Source organism: Spirulina subsalsa FACHB-351, from assembly GCF_026130165.1.
Lineage (GTDB): Bacteria > Cyanobacteriota > Cyanobacteriia > Cyanobacteriales > Spirulinaceae > Spirulina_A > Spirulina_A subsalsa_A.
In genome coordinates, this window is record NZ_JAIHOM010000043.1 from 20,851 (window position 1) to 39,807 (window position 18,957).

Below are 18,957 nucleotides of genomic sequence, written 5' to 3' on the forward strand. Positions count from 1 at the left end.
GGGTTTTAGGGACTGGTAATCTGTTGCATTTGTTCTAAGTTGGCCCAGGTACTGATGGGGGGAGTATTTAAGAGGGCTTGACTGAGGGCTTGATGAATCTGCCCGTTGGTGGCCAGGATGCGCCCAGAATTGATGTCTAGGGGGCTTTGATCATAGGCGGTGACTGTTCCCCCGGCTTCTTGCACTAATACCACGCCAGCGGCCAGATCCCAAGGTTTGAGGCCGCGTTCCCAATAGCCATCGAGTCGCCCGGATGCTAGATGAGCTAAATCGAGGGAGGCGGAACCGCCCCGTCTCACCCCTTGGGTGATGTGGGTGAGATAACAAAATTCGGCGTAGTTTTGATCGGTGGTTTCCCGACGATCATAAGCAAACCCGGTGACTAATAAACTTTGGTTGAGGCTGGGGGTTGGGGAGACTTGAATGGGGCGATGATTACAGGTGGCTCCCAGCCCTTTGGCGGCGCGATATAGGAGGTTACTGTAAGGATCATAGATGGCGCCGAGGATGGGGACTCCGTTCAACAGCAAGCCCACGGAAACGGAGGAGAGGGGATAACTGTGAGCGTAGTTGGTGGTGCCATCAAGGGGGTCAATGGCCCAGAGATAAGGACTGTCTGCGTTGCCTAGAATGCCGGATTCTTCGGCGAGAATGCCGTGATCCGGGACTTGTTCGTTCAGGATGGCGAGAATGATGGCTTCGGATTTTTTGTCCACTTCGGTGACTAAATCCCCAGCCCGTCCTTTTTCTTCGATGACTTGAATGTTGCCCCAGTGATCTTGGAGGATGACTCCAGCGCTCAGGGCGGCCTCGCTAGCAATGTTTAGTAGGTGTTTGAGTTCTCTAGGGGAGGGATTCATAGGGGAGTTAGCAACAAGACAAGGGGGTAAGGTTAGGTTGCCCAATTTGGACGATTAGGGATCCCGATGGGGGGTTTTATTTTGTTGTCGGGCTTCTTGGGGGGTGACTCGGAGGGGGTTTTGAGGGTTCCAGATCCCGTTGCCCATCAGTCGGGCGTAGCGTTGGGCTTGTTCTAGGCGTTGTTGATATTTGGTGTTGGGGGCATGGGTATCTAGCAGGGCGTATCCTTGGGTGAGGAGTTGTTCATTTATTAATATCCCATCCTTCCACACATAGGCCAAGTAACGCCCAAAGGGGTCTTGGGGTTGACGATCCCATTCGAGGTCAATGGTGGGGCTGTCTTGGAGCCAGGCGGCTAGGGTGGTTTGGGCTTGGGGTCCCCAAGGTTCTTGGCTGAGGTCGGGGGTACTTAAGCCAATCAGGCGGATGCGGATTTGCTGGGCGGTGTTTTGCTCTTGTAGGAGGACTTCGAGGGTTTGTCCACTGACGACGCGCTGGATTTGGGCGGGGATGCGTTGGCTGGGGGGTGGGGTTTGGCAACTGAGTAACAGGGTCAGGAGGCTGAAACTCAGGAGGATGAGGCACCAACGAGGGAGGGGGGGTAGACGGAACATGGGGGGTTAATCGTCGTCGAGGGGCAATCCAATGCGGACTTTATTTTTTTTGCCGAAGTAGCGCCCAAATTGGAGTTCGTAGACTTCATCTTCGTCTTGGGTTTCTACTTCGAGGTCGGAGCGGGCATAGCTGACACAGAGGAGGGCATAACCGCGATCGCGCAATTCTGGAGAAAGTCCCATGGCTTCGGGTTGATGGATTTCTCCGGAGCAGATTCTCACGGCACAGGTGGTACAGGCTCCGTTCCGACAGGAGAAGGGGAGGGTGATGTTTTGATCTTCGGCACTTTGTAGGATGTATTCGTCATCGGGGACGCGCAGGAGATATTCTTTATTTTGTTGGCGATCGCGGATTACTACGGTATGAAACTGGGTCATGACTCACAGACCTAACGCATTACTCTTTCTAGCCTACCGTGAACCAGACGCTAAAGGATGGGACTATTTGAATTTTTTGGCGTTAGGGGTTGCTTTTTTACTTACTGACCCGCTATGATTGTAAATCGCGACACCTTTGGAGAGGTGGCCGAGTGGTCGAAGGCGCAGCACTGGAAATGCTGTAATGGGGTAACTCATTCGAGGGTTCGAATCCCTCCCTCTCCGTTCTAAGAGAATCTCTCACTTAAAGTCCCTCACTGGAAGGATCTCTAGGGTTTTCCTTGCCCCAGATTTTTAATAATGGCTTCGACTTTCTCTCGGGGCAGGTTGACAATATCGGCAATATCTGCTACGGAAAAACGGCGCTCAACCATTCGTGCGATCGCCTCTCGTTGAGCTTGTTCAATACCTTGTTCAATACCTTGTTCAATACCTTGTTCAATACCTTGTTCAATACCTTGTTCCATCCAACTGGTCACAATTTCCATAACGCCCTCCTGTTCTTGTGGTTCAAGTGTCCCTAATTCTTGATCAAACAAAGTTTGCTCTGTTTCATTCAGCCTCAAATAACTATCAATAAAGCCGGAAATTAACTGAGTCCGTGCCGGATCTAACCGCAACGTGACCAAAAGACGTAAACACTGAGCTTTGACTTTTGGTCGATCTTCCGGGCTAATATCCATTTTAGCCATCAAAGCACTGGCGATAGGGTTAGGTTGACTCAGATAATCTCGCCAGTTTAAGCGATTCAGTTGGATTACCCGATAATTGAACTGCAACACCTGAAAATCGGGAAATTCTAGACAATGTTCACCTGTTGCCTGTTTTTTCGGTTGATCATAGGACAAAATCACAATGGGATAAACAGGCAAGTCGAATTTTTCATACAGACGGGAGAAGTAGCGAAACATTCGCTTGCCAAACTGGGGATCAGGAGTCGATTGATGTTCGACATGAATTAGGAAATAGGCTGATTGTCCTTGGAATTTGACTTGAATCAGTAGATCGGTAGTGTAGCGATCGCCTGCCGTCACATCGGTAAACACTTCCGTGTTCAAAAGCGTTACCGAATCAGGCTCCCAGTAGGCTGTCACTTCTGGAAAAAACAGGTCAATAAACTCGACAAAGAAGGTCGATAATAGCTCCTTAAATAAACGGTCGTGGTCTAGTCGTTCTGACATTTTTCTCCTTTAGCTCTCTAGAGAGGGAAGTGAACCCATGGTGAGGCATTCAAAACTGATCTCTATAAACTGGAATAAAAAGACTGAAACCCTTGGAGAATGGGTAAAACATCCTGTGATTTTTCTTTGAGAAAATCAACATCTTCTGCCGTAAACCCATCGGGATAATCTATTTTATTCAACAGACGAATTAAAGCCACAGCATTTCCTGAACTATCCAAAAGAGGGAATAATAACACACTCTTTAACTGTCCCACCTGTTTAGAACTCAATCCCGCTCGCACTAATTGATCTCTAATTTGTCCTGCTTTATTACTTTTCTTTGCTTCCTTCGCGGTCAACACCTTAGACGCAATTCCTTGTTGAGCCGTTAATGTAACGGTTTTGACTAATTCTGTCTGCGCTTCCCGATAAAATAACCATAACTCCTGTTGATCTAAACTCAGCATAAAAATGTGGCAAAATTCCGCCTTAAGTTGCCGTTTCAGAGAGCGGGATAATTGCTTAATTAAAGTGTAAACTGTATCATAACGTTGTTCTACTTCATTATCTAAGGCAGTAGAAAACAGATTTAAGGTTTGTAAAACTGCCGTTTGAGGTTCAAGCTTCGCCGATTCTTTTAACTTCTCATGGGTTTTAGCAAACTGAAGAATTGCCCCTACCCTCTCATTAAAAATTTGCATTGAATGGCGGTCATTTTTATCAAAACTCGCCTTAAAAAAATCAGGAACAGCCGGAAACAGGGACTTATCATATTCTCCCGTCGCCCCGGCCTTCCGTTTATTCACCAACTGGGTCACACCTAATAACTTGCCACTGGGACTTAACACAGGCATACAGAGTAAACTACAAGTCCGATAATGAGTATGTTCATCCGTTTTTTTAGCATTTTCCGCATTGGGATCATCATATAAATCATAGGGGATAATCATGGCTTGACGACTTTGTGCCACTTGTCCTACAAATCCCGTGCCGATGGGACATCTAATCTTGCCATCTCCGGGAATTTCTGTCCATAAATCCCCTTCCTGTTCATCCACTAACCACAGGGTACTCCGATCAGCATTGAGTAGTTTTTTCGCTGCATTCATCACCCGTTCTAAGATCATTTGGGTGTCTAAGTTGACCTGATCTAAAGAGCGTGTCGCTTGTCTTAAAGCGGCTGTAGCTTGGGCTTTCTTAATGGATTCATAACAGGATTGACAAGTTTCTAGAATGCGACGAATGGGCAGAACACATTTAGCGAGACGTTCTAAATCTAGATGGGTAAAGCCTTCAATATCTTGTTGCCGCTTTTTGAGTTTATTTAACAGTTGAACAACGGCAATTACCTCTTGTTCATCATTTAAAATGGGAAAGGCTAGGATGTTTTGGGTATGGTAATTATATTTTTTATCAAATTCTTTCACTAATTGGGAGCGCGGATCTTCATAAACATGATCGGGAATGTGAATCACCTGTTTATTTTTCGCGACTAATCCGGTAATTCCTTCCCCCATCCGCACATGAATATCTAAAAAATGCCCGCTTTCATCTTCGGCGACTAAGGACCACAATTCGGTTTTTTCTTCATTCAGTAAAAAGATACTGGTACGGTCAGATCCCACTAATTCGCCCACATTGGCGGTCACATCTCGCAGGACTTCATAGAGGGGTTGGGTGACTTCTTGATGATCATTGCCCTGTTCAATTTGGCGGATAATATCGACTTGAGAACCGAATAATTTTCGTTCCAGTTGTGTAAAAATGCGTAAATAGTCTTCTTCGTTGGGTTCTAGGTCATTTTCGAGGATTTCAATGGCTTGATCGACCCATTCTTCACTGAAAATTATTTCATAGATTTTATTATGGACTTTCAGCTTGCCTTGTTGTTTAGCAATTAAACCTAATAAGCGGAGTTCTTTTTGTTCTGACCCGGTATTGGCGAAAACGCCCTCTTCTTGAAAGACTTGTTTATAAAATTTCAGGAGTTGGAGACTGCGCTTTTTGTCCTTGCTTTTGAGCAGGCGATCGCGAATGGACCAGAGGGGTTTGAGACGGGGGTTTTGTTCCCAGTTGTGGAGGACTCGCGATCGCACTAAGTTTTCCATCCACACCTCCTCCTGTCCCGCTTTGGGTGTGGTCTTCTCCTCCATCATCAGCTTAAACAGGATCTGAGTCAGAAACGGTTCCTTATCCGTCCAATCCAATACCAAAGCCAAGAGTTTCTTATAGTTTTGGGCTTTGCCTAGGGAGGAAATGGCCGCAGCAGTCCCGAGAGTCGATTGACTAGATTTAGATGTAGATGGGGATGGATTTGGGTTCATAGTGAGATTCCCTTGAGGAAGGGCTGGGATAACGTTGACCTCTGCTTATAGGGTACGAGATCCCATGAGCAAGGGACAATAGATGACCCTCGGAAAACAGGAGACAGACAATCAAGCCCTCATTCGTTAAATCTATCTGAACGTTCTCGGGTTTGGGGGGTTTGTCCCTTAATGATGGTACATAAACCCAGTTTATTCATTGAGGCAAGCTATTCATGAGTAGTGAGAACCTGTTCAATCAAGATCCCGCCAATACTCGCGTCCGCGTCTTAAGTGAAGCCCTGCCCTACATTCAACAATTCGCCGGACGCACCATTGTCATTAAGTATGGGGGGGCGGCCATGAAGGATTCGAGCTTGAAAGATCAGGTCATGCGGGATATTGTGTTTCTCTCTTGTGTTGGCGCTCGCCCCATTGTCATTCACGGAGGAGGTCCAGAAATCAACAGTTGGCTGGGAAAATTAAAGATTGAACCTCAATTTAAAGATGGTTTGCGGGTCACTGATGCCGACACAATGGATGTTGTGGAAATGGTTTTAGTCGGTCGGGTGAATAAGGAAATTGTCGCCCTAATTAATCAGGCCGGGGGTGCTGCGGTAGGTTTATGTGGGAAAGATGGGAACTTAATCACAGCCCGTCCGGTGGATAATAGTGCCGATGTTGGTTTTGTGGGTGAGGTGAGTAGTGTGGATACTCGGGTGATTGAAACGCTGCTCAAGGGGGGCTATGTCCCAGTTATTTCTAGCGTTGCGGCAGACCAAAATGGACAAGCGTATAACATTAATGCCGATACCGTGGCGGGGGAAATTGCGGCTGCTTTGGGGGCAGAAAAATTGATTCTGCTGACGGATACGGCGGGCATTTTACGGGATTATAAGGATCCTTCTACCCTCATCGCCAAGTTAGATATTCAACAAGCCCGAGAATTGATTAACGAGGGGATTGTGGCTGGGGGGATGATCCCGAAAGTGAATTGTTGTGTGCGATCGCTTGCCCAAGGTGTTCACGCTGCCCACATCCTCGATGGTAGAGTTCCCCACGCCCTTCTCTTAGAAGTCTTTACCAATCAAGGTATCGGTTCTATGATTGTCGCCTCAGAATTCTCTAAATCTTAATCAGTGATCAAGGCTCAATTATCAATTATCAGGTTTTGCTCAAAAAATAAAAATCTTATTTAACGTATTCTTCTGAAAACCGACCACCGTCGGATAAGTGATATTCGGCAAAATCTGCACATCAAATAACTCCGTACAACCGGACACAAACTTTAAATAAGCCACCGCCTTCCCGGTCAAAATATCCACCACCCAAACCGCACATTGTAACGGTTGATTCTTCTGCTCAATGGGTAATCCCCCAAAGGTTTTTTTTTCCCGCACTTGAGACAAGCCCACAAAAGCATAATTTCCGTAAAAAGTCAACCCTCTTGTAAATCCCGGTAATTGAACGACCGAAATTTTTTCCCCGCTTTTTTCATCAATAATGACTAACTCGCCATAGCCCGAATTAAGTAGCCACAAACGATTTTGATAAACCCGTGGAGAATGGGGCATAGAAAAGCTTTGATTCAGCACCTCTCCGGTATCAATATCCATCACGCAGCCCCCATTCTTCCTATGCTTACGCCATTCCCCCGCCACATTACTCACCCGAAAAAATGTCACATACTGCGGCTTTTGATTGACCACAGCCAAGCCGTTTAAATGACAGCGATCTTCCGGGACTAATTCCGTAATAAAAGGGGGCTGCCATCGAGGAATAAAATTATAGTGATCTTCGAGGGTACAAAGGCAAGAAAAACGAGTATTCACAAACCATAATTCTTTCCCTACCCATGCCAACTCATGCACCCGAATATCTCCTGTAATGTGGGACTTACGCGGCACAAAACACCCATCATATTGTTCCGGGGGGTTAATTTTGTGGGCAATCCCCGGAACATTGGGGAGAAACCAGATTTCTCGCTTTGTCCCCAATGCCAAGCAATCCTGACTGAGGGCTAGCCCCATGAGGTGTTTAAAATTGCGAAGTAAGGTACTTAAATAGCCATTATGCGATCGCACGATAATCAACTTGCCCACTTGATAGGTCGAAATGAACAAGGAAATATTTAACCCTTCCAGAATCTCAGGAAAGTTGGGCGAGTAGATGTATTCAAAAGGGGGATTTTTGGGCTGTTTAGACACAAATCAGGATGAGGAAACAAGAGGGGGAAAATAGGGGGGAAATAGGGGCTTAACTGGTCAGTCTTGGCCTACCTGCCCTAATTTTGTTCTACTTCCCCCCCACCGGGTAAATCAGGACTAGCTGGAAGGTCTGGACTGGTGGGTGAATTGAGATCAGGGGTGGGAATGGTGGGGATGGGACTAGAGGGGGTTTCGGGGACAGAAGGCATGGGGGCAACATCAGGAGAGGCACTGCCTTCGGGTAAAGTCGCCAAGGCCACGCGATCGCCTCCCGCACTGCGTAAGATATCCAAAACTTGGATCACATCGTCGTAACGGCTATTTTTCGAGGCATATAAAACCATTAACCCATCCGGTCGAGTGAGAAAATAATTCTCCACTGTTTGGGACAGTTGATTTTTATTCAAAACAGGCTGTTGTTCCACATACACCTGACCAAAATCATCCACACTGACAATCAGCATCTCCCGCATTTGTGCCGCCCCCGTCGCAGCGCGGGGTAAGTCCAAACTAATCGCCTGCTGGCGAGAAAAACCCACAGCCGCCAAAATAAAAAAGGTCAGGATACAGAAAATAACATCAATCAGGGGAATAATTTCAATCCTTACCTCTTGGGTGGGGTGACTATCCACCCATAACTTAAGCGGTTGAACCGTAGAGGCCAGAGGACGAGATTTAGGGGGTTTTCCTTTGGGATGAATAGAAGTCATAGTGCAATTAACAATAAAAAAGAACGATCTGGGATAGTATCCGAGCCTAATGATAGGGTGAGGTTAAGTCTAATCTTGACAAGTTAAGCCTTTCCCCCCATTGGTTAACCTCAAACCGCAAGATCCTCTCCGCTACTTTTCTGTTGGAGGATCAATAATTTTCTTGGGGCTTTTAACCAAAGTGGGGGGATTAATCGTGAACTTCAGGTCTTCTTTTTCGACCCAGTGCTGGCGATAGAGCAGTTCTAAATCACTGCCTGCCTTGCGAAAAATGCGCACCTGACCAAAGAGAAACGCCTGAAACAGACGGTAAAAAGCCAAACTCACAATCGCCACCACCAAACCCGCCGCCGTTGAAATCAGAGATTCCCCAATCCCAAGGGTAACACCTGCGGTAGAAGCGGTTCCCAAGTCACTGATACTAATAGAACCGAGGGAGTTAATCAGCCCTAATACCGTGCCAAGCAGTCCCAATAAGGGCGAAAGGGCAATCACCGCCTCTAGGATTTTGTCGCCCCGTCGCATCAAGGCTAATTCATCATCAGCCGCCGATTCTAGGGCAAGGTGGAAGACATCGGGTTCTGGTTGGGGGAGTTGGAGGGGGGCAAAGAGAAACCGCCCAATCGGATGATGGCGGTAGTCCTTCGCAATTTCTGAGCCGCTTTCCCAGTTGCGAAAAGTGGATTCCATGATCGTGTTTAGAATTTGCCGTTCTTGCAAAAGAACTCTCGCCCAAAACCAGAGGCGATCGAGAATTACGCCCAAGGCTAGTATAGACAGGAAGAGAATCGGCCAAATGGCAATCCCACCCTTGATAATTAGTTCTTGTGGTGTCACGGTTAATCCTTATAGGTGAACTATGTCTTACCGAAAATTTGGGTTTAAAGCCCCGTCCTTTTAGGACGGCTTTTGTGTAGTCTATATTGACACTCCCATAGCTAAAAGCGAGGGATTCTTGGTTCAACGAGTTTCCTTAACTTGGCAGGACGTATCCAACCAAGCCAGAGGGAATCTCTCCCCAAGCGTAAGTTCCCGTTTGCCCAGCGGTACTTAGTCCCTTGTTTAAAATATTGATAGCGGCGTTAATATCTCTATCTTCTACATAACCACAATGGGGACAAACATGGGTTCTTGTCCATAGAGATTTAAATATCTTTTCTCCACAATTAGAACAATTCTGACTGGTATTATGGGGCGGTACTGCTGCCGTAGCCTTACCATATTTAAAGCCAAAATATTCTAACCATTGTCGAAAAGTTGAGTCGAAAAGTTGACCAGGCCGCATCATTGATAGATTTAGCTAGTTTCGAGTTTTTTACCAGTCCTTTAACATTTAAGTCTTCGTAGGCGATAAAATCGTTAGATTTAATGACGTGCAATGCCTCTTTCTGGACAAAGCCTTTACGTTGCCTACTTACTCTTAAATGTTTTAAGGCATATCTCTTCCTAGCTTTTTTGGATAGGATAGCCTTTTTTGCCCTTCACACCTTGTTTATCGACCTCAAACAACTAGATGGATACTAACATATACAGCACAAATTGTCATGCTAAGAGTGATCCCTGAGCCTTAGCTAAAGAGTCGTGCTTCGCTGTTTCTATACTGGTCAGGTTTCATCCCGTCGGTAAAACCGAGGGTCTTCACCCGACATTGCAGATAATGGCTAGTGGGTAGCGAATGCCACAAACAAAACAGCTTAGGAAAGCTCTTTTTTAAAAGGCCTTTTCCTTCAGACAACGCTGAAAGTTCTCCTCCGCCTCGTTGAGTTTCGGACTGTCTTTGACTTGGAACATACGTTCTAATTGTTCGTTCTGCATTTCATTGAGCGCTCGGTTAACGCGATCGCGAGTATCCTTGTTATTGATACTTAATTCAGGTGGTAGACAGTCAATCACCGCTTGTAGGCGATCGCTATCTGGCTTCCGTTCTGCCTGTACAATCGGCACAGGAGGACTAACCCGAGGATATTGGGCAGAAGTCGCAGGCAAGGTCAGCGCCCAGATAATCCCCACCAAAACCAAACTTAAAATAATACTCGCGAAGATCAACAGTCTACGGTTGTTAGAATTCATGTAACTTCCAGCAATGACAAACTAAAACAATATTAAAGGTTTTAGGCGATTATGTTTGGTTTTTTACTGTGGCGAGCGAGAGGGCTTTCCCTCACAATATTAGGACTGACAGGAATACTCGGAACCCTAGCATGGACTCCCCCCCTAGCAGCCCAAACCTTTAGCGATCTGCTACCCGAGTGGGAGATTCCAGAACCCTCTCACCCCCCTTTCATTGCCCCAGAACTCTCTACCGTCACTATTAAAGCCGTCGGGGACACCATTTTAGGCACCAACTACCCCAGTAATCATCTCCCCCCCCAGCCCGATGCTCTCTTTCAACGAGTGCAATCGTTATTAACCGATGCCGATTTTGTCTTTGCTAACTTTGAGAGTACCTTAACCAATTATCCCCACACCCCAAAACGCCCCTCTGCTGGGCGAGTCTATGCCTTTCGTAGTCCCCCAGAGCATAGCGCCGTTTTAAAGCGCGCTGGCTTTACCATTCTCAGTGTGGCCAATAATCACTCCCATGATTTTTCCGTGCAAGGTTATCAGGACACAATCCGCCATATTCAAAATCAGGGAATGTTAGCCGTTGGCGAAAAAAATAAGATTGTTTATACCGAAGCCAATGGGCTTACAGTGGCATGGATTGGCTTTAGTTATTTAGGTCATCATAACTCCATTCATGACCTAGCACAAGCTCGGAAACTCGCCCAACAAGCCAGTCAAAACGCCGATCTTGTGATCATTTCTGTTCATGCCGGAGCGGAAGGGATGAACGCCATCCACACCCGCAATCAAACGGAAATGTTTTTAGGTGAAAATCGCGGGAATATGGTGCAATTTTCCCGCACAATGATTGATCATGGAGCGGATTTAATTTTAGGACATGGCCCCCATGTTCCCCGAGCCATAGAACTCTATCGTGGTCGTTTAATTGCCTATTCTTTAGGAAATTTTGTCGGTTATCGCACGTTAAACACCCAAGGGGCTAACGGATACTCTCTGATTTTAGCCGTAGAATTAGAGGCCGATGGTCAGTTTTTGGAGGGTCAAATTATCCCCTTACGTTTAACCCCAGAAGGTATCCCCTATCCTGATCCCGAAGGACGCACCATCCAACTCATTCGCCGTTTAAATGCTAGTGACTTCCCTCAAACTCCTCTGGAAATTACCCCAGAAGGAGCGTTAATTGTGCTGCCGAAAGATTAAGCGTATTTTCTAGGGTTAATCCCTCCATAGCGTTTCCATTTGAGTTTTGTAGTTCACAAGGGAACAGGGAACAGTATACAAGGGTTACAAGGAGCTTGAAGTATTATGAGAAACTTCTCTGAGAGTTGATCAATAATTAGGAAACGCTATATGTTTAGTCAGATCAGAAAATCAATTTTTCAAAGGCGGGTTAAGTTGCGTAACTTAACGATTATCACAAATAATTGTTGGGGAGCAACTCTCTATTCTGATTTAAATCTTCCCTATCAATCGCCCTTTGTGGGGCTGTTTATCCTGCCTGATGATTACTTGAAGTTATTAGAGAATATCCCGAAATATCTCCAATCTCCCTTAGTCTTTGTTGACCAACCCTCTCGCCCAATTATCTCTAATCAAATTAAGAAAAAATATCCAATTGGGGTTTTAAACAAAACAGTAGAAATCCATTTTCTTCATTATTCAACCATTGACGAAGCTCGAACAAAATGGCACAGACGCTTAGAACGAATTGATTGGCATGATCCCCATTTTTTTGTCAAATTTTGTGATTATGCTGAACTTTATCCCCAATATTTTGATCCCCAACAGATAGAACAGTTTGATCAGCTAACAATTCCCTATCCTAAAGTTTGTTTTACCGCTCGTCCCTATCCCCATTTACAATCAACGGTCTGGATTAAAGAATGTCAACACCAAGCCGGGGTTTATAATGGGGTGAAACTGTATCGAGTCTGTGATCAATATTTTGACCTAGCAGATTGGCTCAATGGAGGCAGTGGTCAATTAGGGTATTTATCCCAAAGTGTTAATTTTGTGGAAAGGATACTACGGCAAATTTTACAGAAGCCGAAAATTGGGGAGGGAGATTAGTCAATCTTGATAAGTTAAGTCTTTTCTCCTCTTGTCAAGGAACAAGGAATAGGGAACAGGGAACAGGGAACAGATCATCTAAAACCGGCACAAGTGCCTATTCCTGACCCCCTACTCCCTACTCCGCACTCTCGGACTTATTCAGCAAGCCCTAGGATGGAAGTTTTAACCCGACATTGCAGATAATTCTGGATTGATTACGGATTGCCTCCTCCACCGGGAAACGCACCACCACCGGGGAATACACCACCTGTAGCACCGCCACCGGGGAATACGCCACCTGTAGCACCACCACCGGGGAATACGCCACCTGTAGCACCGCCACCGGGGAATACGCCACCTGTGGCACCACCACCGGGGAATACGCCACCTGTCATCATGGTTTCTATGAGAATCTGCTGTTGTCGCATTTCTCCGCCGACTACCACAGACCAGACATCTAACTCTTCGCGAGAGTCGGCTAATGTTTCTACTAAATCAGCGTCGTCTAAGTCGTTAATGTCTACATCCACTACGCTGATTGCGAGATCGGTTAATTCTGCGTTGTCCTCTAGTTCAGTCATACTGATGAACTCAGGATTAACTAGCGTTTCGGGATCGTCGGCATCGACTGGAGTTTGACTGTCGAGTGCTTCGGTGGTTTCTTCGCGCACTTCGTCTAATCCATCAGAGTCTAATCCATCAGAGTCTAATCCATCAGAGTCTAATCCATCAGAACTATCACTGGCTTCGAGATTGTTTAAATCTAAACCAGCGACTAAAGGACTGGTGGCATAAAAGGTATCTAGATCAAATTTATAGACCTTAGCGGGTTGATTTTCAATGAATACAGCCATTTCCCCGGCCGCAATGGGTAGGGTTTCTAAGCCATCTTGATTAAAAACAACAATACCTGAATTGGTCAGTGCTGCCACTAAAGTGGTATCTGTGGCGGGATCGTAGCGGACGACTAAGGCAGATCCTCTCACTCCGGCGGCCCCGTTGGGTGTGCGGATGGTGGTTCCTCCTTGACCGGGACGGATTAGGACTAAGGCTGTGCCTTGAGATAAATCGATATTGCGTGTTCCGGGATTAAAGCGGAAAATGGATTGCGCTCCGAGTCTGGCTAAAGACTGGTCGTTAAAGCGCAAATCTGCCCGGGAGGAGGCTGCTGTGGCGATCGCATCTCCCGGACGAATCACCTCTGAAACCCGAGCAGACCGAGGCGATTGGCTTTGTGAAACCACCCGCACCTGATTACTGACTGATTCCACCACCGCTTGAGTTAAAACCGTTTGAGTTCGACCGGGTTGGGCTAAACTCAAAGTCAACCCCGAAACAGTTAACCCCGAAACCGCCAGAACTGAGCAAAACCTTGAAAAGCAAAATCTTGAAAGATGACGCATTTTTCCCCCATGTCAATTCATCCCATTTTTGCCATTTTAGCACACAAAAGAATGAAATCAAATGGTTTATTTAAGTTCGGTAAAATTTCATCAAATCTTTAAAATCTAGTTAAAAATACGCAGGGTATATTGAGGTTAAAAATCATGAAATCAATCGCTATCTGTAAATCTGCTAAGACCTATCTAAAATTGTTCACGATTCTTCAGGCAAGTTTAGGGCTTGTGGGAATTACGCAAGGGATTAGTTTAGCGGAAAATCTAGAGAAAACGGCTCAAGATCAGGAGTATTCCCCCAGTTCTTCCTTAAGTTTATCGGTGTCAGATATATTAGAAACAACAGGTTATTTAATCGCAGTTCGCCCGAGAGAAGAAACAGAATATCTGGGCAAACAAACTTTATTTGTTCGCCCAGAAAAAAATAAAAACCTTGTCCTAAAACATTTCCGAGAAGTCGAGACATTAAAACCGCAAGAAGTGCAATCTCAAGACCAGATGAATTCTGCTGTTGTCACTTCTTTAGCCCAGAGTGTAATCTCACCCTATTTTGCTCTAAAAAAGCAAGTTACTCCCCCAGACGCTCCTGGGGTTGAAATTGTTCCCGAAGTTTTTCCCCTTGCTCAAACTCCTGCCCAACCTGACCCGGATCCGGAACTTGGCACGCTCTTACTCCAAGAAATAGAACGCCCCACCCCCAGAGGTTCTCAACCCAAGTTTTTTGTTTTAGGGGGAGTAGACTACATCAACAACAGTAATATTTTCTCCTTGGTGGATCCCGTCCAAGACGGGTTATTTAACGCCAGACTGACCTTAATGGCGGTTCCTTACTCCACCCCCCAAACGGCTGTCTTTGCCTCTGCGGGGGGCAATTTAATCCGTTACAGCCAACGTTCTGAGATAGATTACAACCAACTGACCTTTAATGTGGGGGTGCGTCAGCAACTGTGGCCGCGAACCTATGGGGAGTTAGGTTGGTTAAACCAGCAACTGTACAGTAATTCAGGAGGCGATCGCTTTCTCAATGATCATGCTCTTTATTTAGAACTGGGTCGTCAAGATCCCTTGGCCCGGAACCTCACCTTAGACAGTTCCTATCAACTGCGCTGGAGTAATGCCAATCCCAGCAACCGTTCTCAAGTGGTGAATGCCTTGCGTCTCTCGTTAGGTTATGCCTTCGCCCCCCAGTGGAAAACCTCCCTCGACTATCAATTTGTCCTTTCCACCTTCACCGCACAAGATCGCCAAGACACCTATCATCAGTTGCTCGCTCGTCTCACCTACTCCATTGCTAAAAATGGACGAGTAGAAATCTTTACTGGGCCTTCCTTTGGGGGATCTTCCGATCCTCTCATTGATATTAACGGTTATGTGTTCGGAATACGGTTAGGCTTTAATCTTCCCTAACCCATGATCCATTAGTGACAAGTTAAGCATGAATGTCCTCTGGATCAAGGTCAGGGAATGGGGAACAATTATCAATTAGTGATTAATTATCGAGCATTGATTATTATCAATTATCAATACTCAATGCCTACATTTTACGGTTCACTGTTTACTGTTTACTGTTTACTGTGGATTCTCACGCCCCTGACTGCCAGAAACATCTAGTCAGGATTTGGTGCTACCCTAAACTAAGCACAAATTCTCTTTTGAGCGAGTGTCTAGGGTTTGTTTGACGTAGCCTGTAAGGATTAACGTCCTTCGAGAATCTAAGACCAGAGAAGCTTTTTGAGTCTTAGAGTGCGTCAATGTAGGATAGATATTGAAATCCTTTTGGGAAGAGCAAAAGAAAAGCACCCTGTCCTGAAAATATGCCCCTAGGGAGAAGTTTACCCCACAGGGGCGAATAACAACCGCGAGGCCGTCTATATTGACCTCGGAGACATTGAAATTATTAGGAGATCATCCAACCTATGCCAGAAGTTGCAGTCCGTCCAGAACAAGATTTTAGTAGCGAAATTTACAAAGACGCTTATAGTCGAATCAACGCCATTGTGATTGAAGGAGAACAGGAGGCCTATAGCAATTACTTGAGTATGGGCGAAATGCTTCCAGAACACAAGGACGAATTAACCACCTTGGCGAAAATGGAGAATCGTCACAAAAAAGGATTTCAAGCTTGTGGCAACAATCTGAACGTCACTCCTGACATGGCATTTGCTCAGGAATATTTTGCCCAACTGCATGGGAATTTTAAACAGGCCTATGAAGAGGGGAAAATCGTGACTTGCTTCTTGATTCAGTCGTTGATTATCGAGGCTTTTGCGATCGCCGCTTACAATATTTATATCCCCGTCGCCGATCCCTTCGCCCGCAAAATTACCGAGGGTGTGGTCAAAGATGAATATAAACACCTAAATTTCGGGGAAGAGTGGCTCAAAGCCCATTTTGAGGAGTCTAAAGCTGAATTAGAAGCCGCCAATCGGGAAAATCTGCCCCTAGTGTGGAAAATGCTCAACCAAGTGGAAAAAGATGCCAAAGTCCTGGGCATGGAAAAAGAAGCCCTCGTTGAGGATTTTATGATTAGCTATGGGGAAGCTTTGGCTAATATTGGCTTCTCTACCCGGGAAATCATGAAAATGTCCGCCTATGGTTTAACGGCGGCCTAGTCTTTGCCTATTTTGCCCATAGACCTGGAAAAACGCCGCTCCCAAGGGGGCGGTGTGAACTCTCGACTCCCCCGCGAAGTGAGAAGGGAGAAGTGGGAAGGGAATTGATAATTGACAATTAATAATTATCAATTGTTAATTATCCCTCTTCTGTCACTCTGGAAGATTTTAACGAATCTTCGCCATCACAGCGAACGAGAGAATCAGGGTTTGAACCCGATCTGACAGAAGAGAATTATTGCCGACTCCCTGTTTTCCGTCTCTTGATTAGCTGACACCCGACACCGACTTTGGTAATATCATTAACAGTCTTAACGTTTTCTTAGCCTTCTATCCTACTATCCCCCCTAATTTAAGGTTTAACGCAATTCCCTAATGTTTGGTCTTATTGGTCACTTGACAAGTCTTGAACACGCCCAGGCCGTAGCCCATCAACTCGGATATCCTGAGTATGGCGACCAAGGGTTAGATTTTTGGTGTTCTGCCCCTCCGCAGATCGTGGATGATATCACGGTGAAAAGTCTCACCGGACAGGTGATTCAGGGGAAATATATTGAGTCCTGTTTCCTGCCAGAAATGCTCTCTCAACGCCGGATTAAAGCCGCTATCCGCAAAATTTTAAATGCTATGGCGACGGCTCAGAAAAATGGCGTTGATATTACTGCTCTCGGTGGATTTTCCTCCATTGTGTTTGAGAATTTCAACCTGAAGGAAAATAAACAGGTGCGGGATGTGGAATTGGATTTTAGGCGTTTCACGACGGGAAACACCCACACCGCCTACATTATTTGTCGCCAAGTGGAACAGATGTCCGCTCAGTTGGGGATTGATCTAGCTCAGGCTACGGTGGCTGTCTGTGGGGCGACGGGGGACATTGGCAGTGCTGTCTGTCGTTGGCTGGACCAAAAGACTGATGTTCAGGATTTACTGCTCATTGCCCGGGATCAAGAGCGTTTGCAGGCTTTGCAAGGGGAATTAGGACGGGGGAAAATTTTGGGCTTGGAGGAGGCTTTACCTCTGGCGGATATTGTGGTCTGGGTGGCCAGTATGCCGCGAGGGGTGGATATTAGCAGCATTCCCTTGAAAAACCCCTGTTTGTTGATTGATGGGGGCTATCCTAAAAACCTCGATAGTAAATTACAACAGCCCGGTGTTCATGTGCTGAAAGGTGGAATTGTGGAACACGCCCTCGATATTGAGTGGAAGATCATGGAAATTGTGGAGATGGATGTTCCGGATCGTCAGTTGTTCGCCTGTTTTGCCGAAGCGATGTTATTGGAATTTGAACAATGGCATACGAATTTTTCCTGGGGGCGCAATCAAATCACGGTGCAAAAGATGGAGCAAATTGGCGCAGCTTCTGTTAAACACGGCTTTAAGCCCCTCCTGCATTTCTAGGATTCGCCTTTATTTTGTTTTTGCCCTTTCTCCTACTTAGCTATGTCTACGACTAAATCTCGACCTTTTCTGCTGGATTTTGAAAAGCCTCTTTGTGAACTCGAAGCCCGCATTGATCAAATTCGGGAGTTAGCTCAGGAAAATAATGTGGATGTGAGCGAACAAATTCGGGAACTGGAGGCAAAGGCGGATCAGTTGAGGACGGAGATTTTTAGCACTTTAACGCCTTCTCAACGGCTACAACTGGCTCGCCATCCCCGTCGCCCCTCTACGTTGGATTATATTCAGGCGATTAGTGAGGAGTGGTTTGAGTTACATGGCGATCGCGGCGGTAGTGATGATCCGGCTTTGGTGGGCGGTGTGGCGCGCTTGGATGGGATTCCGGTGGTGATGTTGGGCCATCAAAAAGGACGGGACACCAAGGACAATGTGGCGCGGAATTTTGGCATGGCTTCCCCGGGGGGCTATCGGAAGGCGTTGCGCTTGATGGAACACGCCAATCAGTTTCGGATGCCGATTCTCACTTTTATTGATACTCCGGGGGCTTGGGCTGGGGTGGAAGCGGAGGAGTTGGGACAGGGGGAGGCGATCGCCTACAATCTTCGAGAAATGTTCAAGTTTGATGTTCCTATTCTCTGCACGGTGATTGGGGAAGGGGGATCTGGTGGCGCGTTAGGGATTGGTGTGGGCGATCGCATTTTGATGTTTGAACACGCGGTTTATACTGTCGCCACTCCTGAAGCTTGTGCGGCCATTCTCTGGAAGGATGCGGCCAAGGGACCCCAAGCAGCCGCAGCGCTGAAAATTACGGCGCGGGATCTCAAGGAATTAGGCATTTTAGACCAAATTTTACCGGAGCCTTCTAATGGCGCCCATGCGGATCCTCTCGGGGCGGCGGCGATTTTGAAAAATGCTTTGATTAGCAATTTAGAGGAGTTATTTGGTTTAAGTCCTGAACAACGGCGAGAGCAGCGTTATCTCAAGTTCCGCCAGATGGGGAAGTTTTTGGGGTGATGTGAATGTTCGGGGCGATGAGTAGGGGTCAAGGGGGGTTGACCGAAAATTTGGGCACAAGCCCCGTCCTTTAGCGAAGCGGAGGGCGGCTTTTTATGGAATGGGTTGTCAATTTCTTGTTTGTGTGTTATTATTTTGATACAAGCTAAAACAGTATCAAATGTTTGTAATCGAATACAAA

The 18,957-nt window shown here is 46.3% G+C and carries 17 protein-coding genes, 1 tRNA gene and 1 pseudogene; 8 read left to right on the forward strand and 11 right to left on the reverse strand.

Annotated elements, in window-relative coordinates; genetic code table 11:
- Positions 1-5 precede the first annotated feature (5 nt).
- The 3 genes from K4A83_RS10535 to K4A83_RS10545 are packed head-to-tail and all read right to left on the reverse strand — an operon-like array spanning position 6 to position 1,853.
- Positions 6-860, reverse strand: a complete 855-nt coding sequence (locus tag K4A83_RS10535; RefSeq protein ID WP_265264488.1) for an inositol monophosphatase family protein — start codon at positions 858-860, stop codon at positions 6-8.
- A 54-nt stretch (positions 861-914) separates the two neighbouring features.
- Positions 915-1,475 (reverse strand): thermonuclease family protein, encoded by a 561-nt coding sequence (locus tag K4A83_RS10540; protein ID WP_265264489.1) that lies wholly within the window; start codon positions 1,473-1,475, stop codon positions 915-917.
- A gap of 6 nt (positions 1,476-1,481) precedes the next feature.
- Complete coding sequence (locus K4A83_RS10545) at positions 1,482-1,853, reverse strand: 2Fe-2S iron-sulfur cluster-binding protein (protein ID WP_265264490.1); 372 nt, start codon at positions 1,851-1,853, stop codon at positions 1,482-1,484.
- 138 nt (positions 1,854-1,991) lie between these two features.
- Between K4A83_RS10545 and K4A83_RS10550 the strand changes: the two genes are divergently transcribed.
- A tRNA-Ser gene (locus K4A83_RS10550) sits at positions 1,992-2,078 on the forward strand.
- A 44-nt stretch (positions 2,079-2,122) separates the two neighbouring features.
- On the opposite strand, the gene K4A83_RS10555 is transcribed toward K4A83_RS10550, so the two are convergent.
- Together K4A83_RS10555 and K4A83_RS10560 are read right to left on the reverse strand one after the other, a co-directional pair.
- Complete coding sequence (locus K4A83_RS10555) at positions 2,123-3,034, reverse strand: Rpn family recombination-promoting nuclease/putative transposase (RefSeq protein ID WP_265264491.1); 912 nt, start codon at positions 3,032-3,034, stop codon at positions 2,123-2,125.
- Positions 3,035-3,096: 62 nt separating this feature from the next.
- The gene (locus K4A83_RS10560; RefSeq protein WP_265264492.1) at positions 3,097-5,340 is read right to left on the reverse strand and encodes a GAF domain-containing protein; all 2,244 of its coding nucleotides are present in this window, start codon (positions 5,338-5,340) and stop codon (positions 3,097-3,099) included.
- A 215-nt stretch (positions 5,341-5,555) separates the two neighbouring features.
- On the opposite strand from K4A83_RS10560, the gene argB reads away from it, so the two are divergent.
- Positions 5,556-6,455, forward strand: a complete 900-nt coding sequence (gene argB / locus K4A83_RS10565; protein WP_265264493.1) for an acetylglutamate kinase — start codon at positions 5,556-5,558, stop codon at positions 6,453-6,455.
- 39 nt (positions 6,456-6,494) lie between these two features.
- On the opposite strand, the gene K4A83_RS10570 is transcribed toward argB, so the two are convergent.
- From K4A83_RS10570 to K4A83_RS10590, 5 genes and pseudogenes are all read right to left on the reverse strand, one after another.
- Positions 6,495-7,526, reverse strand: a complete 1,032-nt coding sequence (locus tag K4A83_RS10570; protein ID WP_265264494.1) for a TIGR03032 family protein — start codon at positions 7,524-7,526, stop codon at positions 6,495-6,497.
- Positions 7,527-7,603: 77 nt separating this feature from the next.
- A complete protein-coding gene (locus K4A83_RS10575) occupies positions 7,604-8,236 on the reverse strand; it encodes an ExbD/TolR family protein (protein WP_265264496.1) in 633 nt (210 codons plus the stop codon).
- Positions 8,237-8,368: 132 nt separating this feature from the next.
- Positions 8,369-9,073 carry a MotA/TolQ/ExbB proton channel family protein gene (locus tag K4A83_RS10580; protein WP_265264497.1) on the reverse strand — a complete coding sequence of 235 codons (705 nt, stop codon included), beginning with the start codon at positions 9,071-9,073 and terminating at the stop codon, positions 8,369-8,371.
- Between the two features lie 136 nt (positions 9,074-9,209).
- Positions 9,210-9,693, reverse strand: a pseudogene (locus K4A83_RS10585) (RNA-guided endonuclease InsQ/TnpB family protein); the annotation flags it as partial.
- Positions 9,694-9,946: 253 nt separating this feature from the next.
- Complete coding sequence (locus K4A83_RS10590) at positions 9,947-10,306, reverse strand: hypothetical protein (RefSeq protein ID WP_265264500.1); 360 nt, start codon at positions 10,304-10,306, stop codon at positions 9,947-9,949.
- Between the two features lie 51 nt (positions 10,307-10,357).
- Between K4A83_RS10590 and K4A83_RS10595 the strand changes: the two genes are divergently transcribed.
- Together K4A83_RS10595 and K4A83_RS10600 are read left to right on the forward strand one after the other, a co-directional pair.
- Positions 10,358-11,503: a CapA family protein gene (locus K4A83_RS10595; RefSeq protein ID WP_265264501.1), complete on the forward strand. Its 1,146-nt coding sequence runs from the start codon at positions 10,358-10,360 to the stop codon at positions 11,501-11,503.
- 150 nt (positions 11,504-11,653) lie between these two features.
- Positions 11,654-12,373 (forward strand): DUF1919 domain-containing protein, encoded by a 720-nt coding sequence (locus tag K4A83_RS10600; protein WP_265264502.1) that lies wholly within the window; start codon positions 11,654-11,656, stop codon positions 12,371-12,373.
- A 197-nt stretch (positions 12,374-12,570) separates the two neighbouring features.
- On the opposite strand, the gene K4A83_RS10605 is transcribed toward K4A83_RS10600, so the two are convergent.
- Positions 12,571-13,677: a FecR domain-containing protein gene (locus K4A83_RS10605; protein ID WP_265264503.1), complete on the reverse strand. Its 1,107-nt coding sequence runs from the start codon at positions 13,675-13,677 to the stop codon at positions 12,571-12,573.
- 225 nt (positions 13,678-13,902) lie between these two features.
- Between K4A83_RS10605 and K4A83_RS10610 the strand changes: the two genes are divergently transcribed.
- From K4A83_RS10610 to accA, 4 genes are all read left to right on the forward strand, one after another.
- Positions 13,903-15,159, forward strand: a complete 1,257-nt coding sequence (locus K4A83_RS10610; RefSeq protein WP_265264504.1) for a hypothetical protein — start codon at positions 13,903-13,905, stop codon at positions 15,157-15,159.
- Positions 15,160-15,668: 509 nt separating this feature from the next.
- Positions 15,669-16,364, forward strand: coding sequence for an aldehyde oxygenase (deformylating) (locus K4A83_RS10615; RefSeq protein ID WP_265264505.1), 696 nt, complete (start codon positions 15,669-15,671; stop codon positions 16,362-16,364).
- Positions 16,365-16,739: 375 nt separating this feature from the next.
- Positions 16,740-17,762 carry a long-chain acyl-[acyl-carrier-protein] reductase gene (locus K4A83_RS10620; RefSeq protein ID WP_265264506.1) on the forward strand — a complete coding sequence of 341 codons (1,023 nt, stop codon included), beginning with the start codon at positions 16,740-16,742 and terminating at the stop codon, positions 17,760-17,762.
- A gap of 42 nt (positions 17,763-17,804) precedes the next feature.
- On the forward strand, positions 17,805-18,776 hold the full coding sequence (gene accA / locus K4A83_RS10625; RefSeq protein ID WP_265264507.1) for an acetyl-CoA carboxylase carboxyl transferase subunit alpha: 972 nt from the start codon (positions 17,805-17,807) through the stop codon (positions 18,774-18,776).
- The last annotated feature ends 181 nt before the right edge of the window (positions 18,777-18,957 follow it).

Bases quoted from the DNA above. Each gene is read 5' to 3' on its own strand.
- K4A83_RS10535 (WP_265264488.1), bottom strand. From the start codon at position 860: ATGAATCCCTCCCCTAGAGAACTCAAACACCTACTAAACATTGCTAGC.
- K4A83_RS10540 (WP_265264489.1), bottom strand. From the start codon at position 1,475: ATGTTCCGTCTACCCCCCCTCCCTCGTTGGTGCCTCATCCTCCTGAGT.
- K4A83_RS10545 (WP_265264490.1), bottom strand. From the start codon at position 1,853: ATGACCCAGTTTCATACCGTAGTAATCCGCGATCGCCAACAAAATAAA.
- K4A83_RS10555 (WP_265264491.1), bottom strand. From the start codon at position 3,034: ATGTCAGAACGACTAGACCACGACCGTTTATTTAAGGAGCTATTATCG.
- K4A83_RS10560 (WP_265264492.1), bottom strand. From the start codon at position 5,340: ATGAACCCAAATCCATCCCCATCTACATCTAAATCTAGTCAATCGACT.
- argB (WP_265264493.1), top strand. From the start codon at position 5,556: ATGAGTAGTGAGAACCTGTTCAATCAAGATCCCGCCAATACTCGCGTC.
- K4A83_RS10575 (WP_265264496.1), bottom strand. From the start codon at position 8,236: ATGACTTCTATTCATCCCAAAGGAAAACCCCCTAAATCTCGTCCTCTG.
- K4A83_RS10590 (WP_265264500.1), bottom strand. From the start codon at position 10,306: ATGAATTCTAACAACCGTAGACTGTTGATCTTCGCGAGTATTATTTTA.
- K4A83_RS10595 (WP_265264501.1), top strand. From the start codon at position 10,358: ATGTTTGGTTTTTTACTGTGGCGAGCGAGAGGGCTTTCCCTCACAATA.
- K4A83_RS10600 (WP_265264502.1), top strand. From the start codon at position 11,654: ATGTTTAGTCAGATCAGAAAATCAATTTTTCAAAGGCGGGTTAAGTTG.
- K4A83_RS10610 (WP_265264504.1), top strand. From the start codon at position 13,903: ATGAAATCAATCGCTATCTGTAAATCTGCTAAGACCTATCTAAAATTG.
- K4A83_RS10615 (WP_265264505.1), top strand. From the start codon at position 15,669: ATGCCAGAAGTTGCAGTCCGTCCAGAACAAGATTTTAGTAGCGAAATT.
- K4A83_RS10620 (WP_265264506.1), top strand. From the start codon at position 16,740: ATGTTTGGTCTTATTGGTCACTTGACAAGTCTTGAACACGCCCAGGCC.
- accA (WP_265264507.1), top strand. From the start codon at position 17,805: ATGTCTACGACTAAATCTCGACCTTTTCTGCTGGATTTTGAAAAGCCT.